At 72.6% G+C, this 11,033-nt stretch carries 9 protein-coding genes; 8 read left to right on the top strand and 1 reads right to left on the bottom strand.

Annotated elements, in window-relative coordinates:
* Positions 1–69: 69 nt before the first annotated feature.
* Complete coding sequence (locus QC029_RS21250; protein ID WP_279557321.1) at positions 70–1,263, bottom strand: acyltransferase; 1,194 nt, start codon at positions 1,261–1,263, stop codon at positions 70–72.
* 262 nt (positions 1,264–1,525) lie between these two features.
* Between QC029_RS21250 and QC029_RS21245 the strand changes: the two genes are divergently transcribed.
* Genes QC029_RS21245 through QC029_RS21210 form a run of 8 tightly spaced genes read left to right on the top strand, consistent with a single transcriptional unit; the run spans position 1,526 to position 10,962 of the window.
* Positions 1,526–2,125 (top strand): malonic semialdehyde reductase, encoded by a 600-nt coding sequence (locus tag QC029_RS21245; RefSeq protein WP_279557320.1) that lies wholly within the window; start codon positions 1,526–1,528, stop codon positions 2,123–2,125.
* A 44-nt stretch (positions 2,126–2,169) separates the two neighbouring features.
* Entirely contained in the window at positions 2,170–3,234 is a 1,065-nt protein-coding gene (locus QC029_RS21240) for a glucose-1-phosphate thymidylyltransferase (RefSeq protein WP_279557319.1), read from the top strand.
* Positions 3,231–4,235, top strand: a complete 1,005-nt coding sequence (rfbB, locus tag QC029_RS21235; RefSeq protein ID WP_279557318.1) for a dTDP-glucose 4,6-dehydratase — start codon at positions 3,231–3,233, stop codon at positions 4,233–4,235. The genes QC029_RS21240 and rfbB overlap by 4 nt, the downstream gene beginning before the upstream one ends.
* On the top strand, positions 4,232–5,680 hold the full coding sequence (locus QC029_RS21230) for an NDP-hexose 2,3-dehydratase family protein (protein WP_279557317.1): 1,449 nt from the start codon (positions 4,232–4,234) through the stop codon (positions 5,678–5,680). Before rfbB ends, QC029_RS21230 begins: the two co-directional genes overlap by 4 nt.
* Entirely contained in the window at positions 5,677–6,693 is a 1,017-nt protein-coding gene (locus tag QC029_RS21225; protein ID WP_279557316.1) for a Gfo/Idh/MocA family protein, read from the top strand. The genes QC029_RS21230 and QC029_RS21225 overlap by 4 nt, the downstream gene beginning before the upstream one ends.
* 54 nt (positions 6,694–6,747) lie before the next feature.
* A complete protein-coding gene (locus QC029_RS21220) occupies positions 6,748–7,899 on the top strand; it encodes a nucleotide disphospho-sugar-binding domain-containing protein (protein WP_279557315.1) in 1,152 nt (383 codons plus the stop codon).
* Positions 7,896–9,203, top strand: a complete 1,308-nt coding sequence (gene rfbH, locus QC029_RS21215) for a lipopolysaccharide biosynthesis protein RfbH (RefSeq protein ID WP_279557314.1) — start codon at positions 7,896–7,898, stop codon at positions 9,201–9,203. The genes QC029_RS21220 and rfbH overlap by 4 nt, the downstream gene beginning before the upstream one ends.
* Positions 9,204–9,231: 28 nt before the next feature.
* The gene (locus QC029_RS21210) at positions 9,232–10,962 is read left to right on the top strand and encodes an MFS transporter (RefSeq protein WP_279557313.1); all 1,731 of its coding nucleotides are present in this window, start codon (positions 9,232–9,234) and stop codon (positions 10,960–10,962) included.
* Positions 10,963–11,033 lie beyond the last annotated feature (71 nt).

Here is an 11,033-nt window from a genome sequence, read left to right as displayed (position 1 = left end):
TACGACGTCTGGGCCCCCGCACACACCGTGTGCGGGGGCCCAGACGTCGTACGGACCGCGGGGCGCGGATCAGGCCACCGGCTCCCTGACGGGGGGCGCGGACAGGGGCTGTGCCACGGCCGCCGGCGCCTCCGCCCGCCGGGCCCGGGGACGGCTCCAGCGCCGCATGACCGGGCGCTCCAGCCCGGCGTACAGCGCCCAGGCGGCCAGGATGCTGACGGCCAGGTCGAGCGCGATCAGGCCGGTCGTCGCCCAGGTGCCCAGGGCGCCCTGCGGGATCAGCTCGCCGAACAGGGCCATGACCACCGAGTGCACCATGTAGAAGGCGAAGGAGATCTCGCCCAGCCACACCAGCGTCCGGTTCCGCAGGACCGAGGCGCGGCCCTCGATGTCGATCTGCGCCGTGGCGGGGATCAGCAGGGCCACCGGGATGATGCTCACGGCCACCAGGCTGAGGCCGAAGGGCGCGTTGAGCGCGACGGCGTACGCGACCGCGGTGAGCGCCAGCAGCCCCGTCACCGGCATCCGCACCCAGCGGCCGTTCAGCACGATCAGGGCCAGCAGGATGCCGAGCGTGAACTCCAGCATCCGCACCGGCGGGAACGCGTAGACGAACCAGGTCTCCCACTGCGACACCGGGTCGCCGACGGGGCCGCCCATGCGGGGCATCAGGGGCGAGGCGGGCAGGGCCCGCGCCACCAGGGGCACGCAGAAGACGGCCGCCGTCACACCGCCGGCCCACCACCACAGGCGCTCCGGCCGGATACCGCGCAGCGCGCGGAACAGCCACGGGAAGGAGAGGTAGAAGAGCAGCTCGCAGGAGAGGGACCAGCTCGGTATGTTCACCATCGCCGCGACGTCGGCCCGGGGGGCCCACGTCTGCACCAGGAACAGGTTCATGAGCGAGGTGCCCCAGGTGGCGGTGGACCACGCGGTGACCGCCATCGCCAGCACGAAGGTGGCCACGTGCAGGGGGTAGATCTTGAAGAGCCGGCGGCGCCAGAAGCGCGGCACGGTGTCCCCCTCGCGGCTCGACCAGGCGAGCACGAACCCGCTGAGCACGAAGAAGAAGGAGACGCCCACGGCCCCCGCCTTGTTGACGAGGGAGACGAAGTCGTCGCGGTAGGCGGGCTGGTTGAAGAACGCGACGAAGCCCGCGTGGCAGAGGAAGACCAGCATCGCGGCGAAGAAGCGGAGACTGGTGAGCGAGGGCAGCCGGGGGCGTACGGCCTCGGCTTCGGGAATCCGGGTCGGCGCGGACATCGCGCTCCTCCCTTTCACTTGACGCACCACCGGTCCGGTGGTCGCCGGAGCGTCCGGCAGCGGGCTAGAGGGGAGTTGGAGCACCGCTCAACAGCGCGGCGCGAGGCGGGGTCCATCGGGCCTCGAGCCGCCGGACCCACGGTGGGCCGGCGGGCCGACCGGGGCACAGGACCGGTCGGCAGGCCGTACGAGGGCCGACCGCCGGACACCGACCCACCCACAGGAACACCCACAGGAACACCCACAGGAAGGGGCCTCGACCATGTCCAGCCCGCTCGTGCTCGACTCCGCAGCCCAGGACCTGCTCTTCCGCGAGGCGCGGACCGCCAACGCCTTCACCGACGAACCGGTCTCCGACGAGACCGTGCAGGCCGTGTACGACCTGGTGAAGTACGCGCCGACCGCCTTCAACCTGCAGTCGCTGCGCGTGGTGCTGGTCCGCTCCGACGAGGCGCGCGAGCGCCTGGTGTCGAACATGGCGCCGCCCAACCAGGAGAAGACCCGCACGGCCCCCCTGGTCGCGATCCTCGCCGCCGACCTGGACTTCCACCAGGAGCTGCCGCGGCTGTTCCCCTTCGTCCCGGAGCTCAAGGACACCGTCTTCTCCGACGACGAGATCCGGGAGCGCGCCGCCAAGTCCAACGCCACCCTGCAGCTGGGCTACTTCATCATGGGGCTGCGCGCCGCCGGGCTGGCCGCCGGCCCCATGGTGGGATTCGACGGGGAGGCCATCGACAAGGAGTTCTTCGGCGACGGCAAGCACAACGTCATCGCCGTGGTGAACATCGGCAAGCCCGGTGAGAACGCCTGGTTCCAGCGCCTCCCGCGCCTCGACTACGAAGAGGTCTTCACCACCGTCTGAGCTAGGCACCCACCGCGGGTGCTGCCTGCCGAGGAGATGGCTCCATGAAAGCCCTGGTGTTGTCCGGGGGTGCGGGCACGCGCCTGCGTCCCTTCAGCTACTCCATGCCCAAGCAACTCATCCCCATCGCCAACAAACCGGTGCTCGTCCACGTCGTGGAGAACCTCCGCGCCCTGGGCATCACCGAGGTCGGCGTCATCGTCGGCGAGCGCCAGCACGAGATCCGCGCGGTGCTCGGCGACGGATCGTCCCTCGGGGTGCGGATCTCCTACATCCGCCAGGACGCGCCCCGGGGACTCGCCCACTGCGTCATGATCGCCAGGAAGTTCCTCGGCGACGACGACTTCGTGATGTACCTGGGGGACAACATGCTTCCGGGCGGAATCGCCGACATCGCCGAGGACTTCCTCAGGTGGCGTCCCACCGCCCAGGTCATGGTGAACAAGGTCGACGACCCCCGGTCCTTCGGCGTCGCGGAGGTGGACGGGAACGGCCGGGTGACCCGGCTGGTCGAGAAGCCCAGCGTGCCGCTCAGCGACCTGGCGCTCATCGGCGTCTACTTCTTCACACCGCTGATCCACCGGGCGGTCGACGCGATCCGGCCCAGCGCGCGCGGCGAACTGGAGATCACCGACGCCGTCCAGTGGCTGGTGGAGCAGGGGTACGAGGTGCGCGCCCGGGTCAACTCCGGGTACTGGAAGGACACCGGCCGGGCCGAGGACGTGCTGGAGTGCAACCGCGAACTGCTGGCGAAGATCACCGGTTCGGTGGCCGGGACGGTCGACGCCGAGAGCGAGATCGTCGGGCCGGTCGTGGTCGAGGAGGGGGCGCGCGTCGTGCGCTCCCGGATCGTCGGCCCGGCGATCGTCGGCGCCGGCAGCCTGGTGGAGGACAGCTTCATCGGGCCGTACACCTCGCTCGGGGCCGACTGCGTGATCAGCACGGCCGGGGTCGAGGACTCCATCGCGCTCGGCGGGGCGACCGTGCGGCAGGTGCGCCTGCGCAGCTCGCTGATCGGCCGGTCGGCGGCCGTCACCCTCGCCGCGCCCACCGGTTCGAACCGGCTCCTGGTCGGGGACCACACACGGGTGGAGGTGGCGGCGGGATGAGGATCCTGGTGACCGGCGCGGCCGGCTTCATCGGCTCGGAGTACGTCCGCACCGTGCTGGCGGGCGGCTACCCCGGCTTCGAGGACGCCGACGTGACCGTCCTCGACCGACTCACCTACGCGGGCAACCGGGCCAACCTCCCCGGCCGCCACCCGCGGCTCGCCTTCGTCCGCGGCGACATCTGCGACCTGCCGCTCCTGCTCGACCTGCTGCCGGGCCACGACGCCGTGGTGCACTTCGCCGCGGAGTCGCACGTGGACCGCTCGCTGGAGGCCGCGTCCGAGTTCATACGGACGAACGTGGGCGGCACCCAGACGCTCCTGGAAGCGTGCGTGCGCACCGGGGTGCAGCGGGTGGTGCACGTCTCCACCGACGAGACCTACGGCTCGATCGAGCAGGGCTCGTGGACCGAGGAGTGGCCGCTGCAGCCCAACTCCCCGTACGCGGCCTCCAAGGCGGCCAGCGACCTGGTCGCCCGCGCCTACTGGCGCACCCACGGCCTGGACCTGTCCATCACCCGCTGCTCCAACAACTACGGGCCCTACCAGCACATCGAGAAGCTCATCCCGAACTTCGTCACCCGGCTCCTGACGGGCCGCACCGTGCCCCTGTACGGGGACGGCTCCAACATCCGGGAGTGGCTGCACGTGTCCGACCACTGCCGGGCGATCCAGCTCGTGCTCACCCGGGGCCGGGCCGGGGAGATCTACAACGTCGGCGGCGGCAACGAGCGCACCAACCGGCAGATCACCGACAGCCTCCTGGACCTGTGCGGCGCCTCGCCCGACCTCGTGCGCCACGTCGCCGACCGCAAGGGACACGACATGCGCTACGCGCTCGACGACACCAAGATCCGCGAGGAGCTCGGCTACACGGCGACCGTCCCCTTCGAGGAGGGACTGGCCGCCACCGTCGCCTGGTACCGGGACAACCGGTCCTGGTGGCAGCCGGACGCCGGCGCCGGCGAGGAGCGGCCGGCGCTCACCGGGAGCGTCCGGTGAGCGCCGCCGCGGCGACCGCCGCACCGCCGGCCGTCCTCGGGCCCCGCGAGGACACCACGCTGCCGGCCCGGCTGGCGCTCTCGGCGGCCGTGTCCGGGGACGGCCCGGTCGCCACCGGCCGCTTCGACCGGTGGCTGGAGGAGCGGCGCAGGGCCCACGGCTTCGAGGTCCACCGCATCCCGTTCGCGGAGATGGACGCCTGGCACTTCGCCGGGGACACCGGCAACCTGGTGCACCGCACCGGCCGGTTCTTCACCGTCGAGGGCCTGCACGTGCGGACCGACGGCGGGCCGGTCCCCGAGTGGTACCAGCCCATCATCCGGCAGCCCGAGGTCGGGATCCTGTGCATCGTCGCCCAGGAGACCGACGGCGTGCTGCGCTTCCTGATGCAGGCGAAGATGGAGCCGGGCAACTCCGGCCTGGTGCAGCTCTCGCCCACGATCCAGGCCACGCGCAGCAACTACACCCGGGTCCACCGGGGCGCGCCCGTGCGGTACCTGGAGTACGTGGTCGGGCCGGAGCGCGGCCGGGTGGTCGCCGACGTCCTCCAGTCCGAGCACGGCTGGTGGTTCTACCGCAAGAACAACCGCAACGTCGTCGTCGAACTCGACCCCGGTGTCGAGGTGCCCCTCCACGACGACTTCTGCTGGCTGACGCTCGGTGAGATCAACACGCTGATGACCCGGGACAACGTCATCAACATGGACTCGCGCACCGTCCTGTCGTGCCTGCCGGCCCCCGCGCCCGGGGCGGCGGGGGAGGGCGACGCGTTCCGCTCCGCGCTCGCCGCGTCCTTCGACCCCGCCGCCGGGGCGCTGTCCACCACGGCCGAGGTGCTGAGCTGGTTCACCGGGCTGCGCGCCGACCACCACGAGGTGGAGGCCACCCGGGTGCCGCTGCGCGACGTCCCGGGCTGGCACCGCACCGACGACGAGATCGTCCGCGAGGACGGCAGGCACTTCAAGGTGGTCGCCGTGTCGGTGCGCGCCGGCAGCCGTGAGGTGGGCGGCTGGACCCAGCCGCTGCTGGAACCGGTCGGACGCGGCGTGGCCGCCTTCCTGGTCAGGGAGTTCGGCGGGGTGCTGCACGCGCTGGCGCACGTCAAGGTGGAGGGCGGCTTCGTCAACGCGGTGGAGCTGGGGCCCACGGTCCAGTGCCGTCCCGGCAACTACGACCCGGCCGACCGGCCGCACTTCTTCGACCACGTCGTGAACGCCGCCCCGGAGCGGATCCGCTTCGACGCGGTCCACTCCGAGGAGGGCGGGAGGTTCCGCAACGCCGAGAGCCGCTACATGGTCGTCGAGGCGGACGACTCCCTGCCCGGCCGGCTGCCGCCGGAGTACGCGTGGGTCACGGTCGGCCAGCTCGCCGGCCTGCTGCGGCACGGGCAGTACGTCAACATGCACGCGCGCACCCTGCTCGCCTGCCTGAGCGCCCTGCGGTGACGGGCCGTCCCGTGCGGATCGGCGTGCTGGGGTGCGCCGACATCGCCGTCCGGAAGGTCCTGCCCGCGATCGCCGCGCTGCCCGGGGCGGACGTCGCCGCGGTCGCCAGCCGCGACGCGGACAGGGCCGGACGGGTCGCCGAGCGGTACGGCTGCGCGGCGGTGGGCGGGTACGAGCGGCTGCTGCGGCGCGACGACGTCGACGCCGTCTACGTACCCCTGCCCGCCGCCCTGCGTCCGGCGTGGGTGGAGCGCGCCCTGCGGGCGGGCAAGCACGTGCTGGCGGAGAAACCGGTCACCACCCGCGCCGCGGACACGGCGGCCCTGGCGGACCTGGCGGGCTCGTCGGGCCTGGTGCTCATGGAGAACATCATGTTCCTCCACCACGGCGCGCACGCCCGGCTGCGGCGGCTGGTCGAGGACGGCGCGATCGGCGAACCGCGCTGCCTGGAGGCCGCCTTCGCGATACCGCCGCGGCCGGCCGACGACATCCGCTACCGGCCCGACCTGGGCGGCGGGGCGCTGCTCGACGTCGGCGTCTACCCCCTGCGCGCCGCCCAGTTCCTCCTCGGCCCCCGGTGGGAGGTGCTGGGCGCCGGCCTGCTGCGGGACCCCGGCCGGGGGGTGGACACCGCCGGCGCCGTCCTGCTGCGGAACCCCGCGGGGGTGACCGCGCAACTGACCTTCGGCATGGTCCACTCCTACCGCTCCGCGTACACGCTGTGGGGCAGCGAGGGCCGCCTCCACCTCGACCGGGCCTTCACCCCGCCGCCGGACCACCGTCCCGCGGCGCGCCTGGAGCGGTCCGACGGCCGCCGGGACCTGGAGCTGGACGCCGAGGACCAGTGCGCGGCGACCGTGCGGGCCTTCGCCGACGCCGTGCGGGCGCAGGGCCCGGGGCCGTGGGACCGGTGGCCGCGGGACTCCGTCGCCCTGGCCCGCCTGCTGGACGAGGTGCGGCGGGCGGCCCGCCGGGCGGACGGTCCGCCGGAACCGACGTACCGGTCGGTGTGATCCGGACAAGCCGGACTCGAGCCGGGCTCCGGCGGCCGCTCCTACCGTTCCGGCATGAGAATCCTGATGAGCACCAGCCCATCGTTCGGTCTCTACTTCCCTGTCGTCCCCATGGCCTGGGCCCTCAGGGCGGCCGGACACGACGTGCTCGTGGCGGCCCCGGAGAACATGGCGGAGACGGTCTGCGGCTCCGGCCTGCCCTTCGTCCCGAACTGCGGGCCGCTGCCCATGAAGGACGTCATGCTCTTCGACCGCTCCGGCGCGCCGGTCGTGCTGCCGGACACCGAGGAGGAACTGCTCGCGCACACCGGCCGGGCCTTCGGCCGGCTCGGGGCGCGCACCGTCGACGGGATGCTCAGGATCGTCAGGGAGTGGAAGCCGGACGTCGTGATCGGCGAGCCCCACTCCTACTCCGCGGCGGCCGCGGCCGGTGTGCACGGCGTCCCGTTCGTCGAGCACGGCATCGGCCTGGGATACCCGCGGGTGATCGACGAGTGCGGTGAGCGGGAGTTCGCTCCCGAGCTGGCGCAGCTCGGCCTGGACGCGCTGCCCGTCCCCGACCTGGTGCTCGACACCTGCCCGCCGGGCGTCCACCCCGGCGAACCGCGGCCGAACGCGCAGCCGATGGGGTACGTGCCCTACAGCACGCCCGGCACCGTACAGCCCTGGGTGTTCGACAAGCGCGACCGCCCGCGCCTGCTGCTGACGCTCGGCACCGTGCCGGTCCCCGGCCGCGTCGAGCTGTTCCGGAACCTGCTGCGCGCGCTGTCCGCGCTCGACGTGGACCTGCTGCTCGCCGTCGAGGACGCGGTGGTGGAGCAGCTCTCCCCGCTGCCCGACAGCGTGATCGACGCGGGCTGGCTCTCGCTGGACTCGGTGCTGCCGGCCTGCGACCTCATCGTGCACCACTGCGGCGCCGGAACGGTCATGGCGGCCCTGCGCGCCGGACTGCCGCAGGTGCTCGTCCCGCACACCGTGGAGCAGTACGACAGCGCGCGGCGGCTCGACGCGTTCGGCGCCGCGCAGCGGATCGCGCTGGAGGAGCTCGATCCCGACCAGGTGCTGGAGGCCTGCCGGGACCTCCTGGAGGACTCCTCGTACCGCGAACGGACCCACGCCCTGCGCGACCAGATCCTCGCCCTGCCCTCTCCCGGCCAGATCGTGCCGGTCATCGCCGGGCTGACACCCGACGGGGGGAAGAAATGAGCGGCGACACCAAGCAGCTGATCCTGGAGCAGGTCCGCAAGTACCACCACGAGCGGGCCCCGCGTCCGGGGTTCACGCCCGGCACGACGGAGATCTGGCCCTCCGGAGCGGTCCTCGACGAGGAGGACCGCGCGGCACTGGTCGAGGCGGCGCTGGACATGCGCATCGCCGCCGGCACCAGCTCGCGCAGGTTCGAGTCGGCCTTCGCCCGGAAGCTGAAGCGGCGCAAGGCCCACCTGGTCAACTCCGGCTCCTCGGCGAACCTCCTGGCGGTCTCCGCGCTCACCTCGCCCCAGCTGGAGGACCAGCGCCTGCGCCCGGGCGACGAGGTGATCACGGCGGCGGTGGGCTGGCCCACGACCGTCAACCCGATCCTGCAGAACGGCCTGGTGCCGGTCTTCGTCGACGCCGAACTCGGCACCTACAACCCGACGGTGGAGAGCATCGAGGCCGCCATCGGCCCGCGGACCAGGGCCATCATCATCGCCCACACCCTCGGCAACCCCTTCCCCGTCGCCGAGGTGGCGGCGCTGGCCGAGAAGCACGGCCTCTTCCTCATCGAGGACAACTGCGACGCCGTGGGCTCCCTCTACGACGGCAGGCTCACCGGCACCTTCGGCGACCTGACGACCGTGAGCTTCTACCCCGCCCACCACCTCGCGATGGGCGAGGGCGGCTGCGTGCTCACCTCGAACCTCGCGCTCGCCCGCATCGTGGAGTCCATGCGCGACTGGGGCCGCGACTGCTGGTGCGAACCGGGCGAGGACAACAAGTGCTTCAAGCGGTTCACGTACCAGATGGGCACGCTGCCGTACGGCTACGACCACAAGTACATCTTCTCCCACGTGGGCTACAACCTGAAGTCCACCGACCTCCAGGCCGCGCTGGGGCTCAGCCAGCTGAGGAGGCTCGACGACTTCTGCGCCGCCCGCAGGGCCAACTGGAGGCGGCTGCGCGACGGCCTCGAGGGCGTCCCGGGCCTGCTGCTCCCCGAGGCGACCCCCGGCAGCGACCCGAGCTGGTTCGGCTTCCTCATCACCGTGGAACCGGACGCCCCCTACCGGCGGGCCGACCTGGCGGACTTCCTGGAGAGCCGGAAGATCGGCACCCGGCGGCTGTTCGCCGGCAACCTCACCCGCCACCCCGCCTACCTCGATCAGCCGCACCGCGTCGTCGGCGACCTGACGAACGCGGACATCGTCACCGAGCACACCTTCTGGGTCGGTGTCTATCCGGGGCTGACCAACGAAATGCTCGACTACGTCGTGGAGTCGATCCGCGAGTTCGTCCACGACCACAGCTGAACCGGCGCCCACACCGATGAGGAGAACCATGGCTTCCGACACCCACGCCGCCCCGGCGCCGACAGAGGCAGGGGGGGACGGCCCCGCGCCCTACCGGTGGCGCTGGTACGCGTTCGCCGTCGTGCTGGTCGCCACCATGATGGACATTCTCGACGCCCTGATCACCACGATCGCCGGGCCCTCCATCCGGGCCGACCTCGGTGGCAGCACCACGATGATCCAGTGGCTGACCGCGGGCTACACGCTCGCGATGGCGGCGGGTCTCATCATCGGCGGGCGGCTCGGCGACATCTTCGGGCGCCGGCGGATGTTCCTCGTCGGCGTCGCCGGCTTCACCCTCTGCTCGATCCTGTGCGGTCTGGCCCAGGGCCCGGACTCGCTGGTCCTCTTCCGGGTCCTCCAGGGACTGTGCGGCGCGGTGATGATCCCGCAGGGGCTGGGACTGATCAAGGAGCTGTTCCCGCCGCGGGAGCTGCCGCTCGCCTTCGGCAGCATCGGCCCGATCGTCGGCCTCGCCAACATCGCCGGCCCCATCGTGGGCGGCTGGCTGCTCAGCGCCGACCTCTTCGGCACCGGATGGCGGATGATCTTCCTGGTCAACCTGCCGCTCGGAGTGGTGTGCTTCTTCGCCGCGGCCAAGCTGCTGCCCGCGTCCCCGGGCCGCACCGCCTCCCGGCTCGACCTGGTGGGCGCCGCGATCGTCGCCTCCGCGGCGCTGCTGCTGGTGTTCCCCGTCGTCCAGGGCCGCGAACTCGGCTGGCCGCTGTGGACCTTCGCCTCCATGGCCGCGGGCGTGGTCCTCTTCGGGGTCTTCGGCCGGTACGAGTCGCACCGGCAGCGCCGGGGAGGCGACCCGCTGGTGATCCCCGGCCTCTTCCGCAAGCGGGCCTTCTCCGGCGCCCTGGTGGCGGGATCGCTGATGTTCTGCGCCGTCATCGGCTTCACCCTGGTCTTCACCCTCTACGTGCAGACCGGCCTGGGGTACTCGCCGCTCAAGGCGGCCATGACGAGCCTGCCCCAGGTGCTCGGCTCGGCGGTCGTCGCGCTGGTCGTGGGCCGCATCGGCCTGGCGGCCAAGCTGGGCCGCGCGCTCATCCACATCGGCACGGCGACCATGCTCGCCGGCATCGTCGGGCTCTGGTTCACGGTGAACCTCGCCTCCGGGGACGTCGGCGCCCTCTGGTTCGCCCCGTCGCTGGCCGTCGTCGGCGTGGGCATGGGCCTGGGGATGTCGTCGCTCTACTACACGGTGAACACCTCGGCGGAACCGCACGAGTCCGGCTCCGCGTCCGGCACCTTCACCGCCGTCCAGCAGTTCTCCGGAGCACTCGGCATCGCCGTGATCGGCACGGTCTTCTTCGGCCTCCTGGGCGGTCAGGTCGCCTCCCAGGCCGACGGGCTGGCGCCGGCGCTGCGCGCCGAGCTGGCGGCGGCCGGGGTCGCCGCCGACGGCCGGGACAGGATCGTGGCCGGCCTGCGCGCCTGCGGAGGCGACCGCTCGGCGTCGGAGGACGCCGGGGAGGTGCCGGCCAGCTGCCGGGAACTGGACCGCGAGGTCGACCGGCTGGCGCGGTCGGCGTCCGACCCCTCCGTGGTCCGGGAGGCGGTCCGGGAGGCCGGCGCCGAGGCGGCCCGGCGCGGCTACGACTCCGCCTTCGAGCGGGCCCTGTGGGTGATGGCGGGGCTGTTCGCCGTCGCGTTCGCGGTGGCCTTCGTCCTGCCCCGCGCCCGGCAGACCTTCCAGGGAGCCGACGGCTGACCCGCCGCGCGCACGCGGAACGGCTCCGGGGCCTCGGCCCCGGAGCCGTTCCGTGCTGCCTGCCCGCCCGT

Origin of the sequence: Streptomyces sp. DH37, assembly GCF_029813835.1 — a bacterium.
GTDB lineage: Bacteria > Actinomycetota > Actinomycetes > Streptomycetales > Streptomycetaceae > Streptomyces.
Note: the sequence above shows the minus strand (reverse complement) of the source record. Positions and strands in the feature narration are given on the sequence as shown.

Excerpts from the sequence above, each read along its gene's own strand:
- QC029_RS21250 (WP_279557321.1), bottom strand. The coding sequence starts at position 1,263 with ATGTCCGCGCCGACCCGGATTCCCGAAGCCGAGGCCGTACGCCCCCGG.
- QC029_RS21245 (WP_279557320.1), top strand. The coding sequence starts at position 1,526 with ATGTCCAGCCCGCTCGTGCTCGACTCCGCAGCCCAGGACCTGCTCTTC.
- QC029_RS21240 (WP_279557319.1), top strand. The coding sequence starts at position 2,170 with ATGAAAGCCCTGGTGTTGTCCGGGGGTGCGGGCACGCGCCTGCGTCCC.
- rfbB (WP_279557318.1), top strand. The coding sequence starts at position 3,231 with ATGAGGATCCTGGTGACCGGCGCGGCCGGCTTCATCGGCTCGGAGTAC.
- QC029_RS21220 (WP_279557315.1), top strand. The coding sequence starts at position 6,748 with ATGAGAATCCTGATGAGCACCAGCCCATCGTTCGGTCTCTACTTCCCT.
- rfbH (WP_279557314.1), top strand. The coding sequence starts at position 7,896 with ATGAGCGGCGACACCAAGCAGCTGATCCTGGAGCAGGTCCGCAAGTAC.
- QC029_RS21210 (WP_279557313.1), top strand. The coding sequence starts at position 9,232 with ATGGCTTCCGACACCCACGCCGCCCCGGCGCCGACAGAGGCAGGGGGG.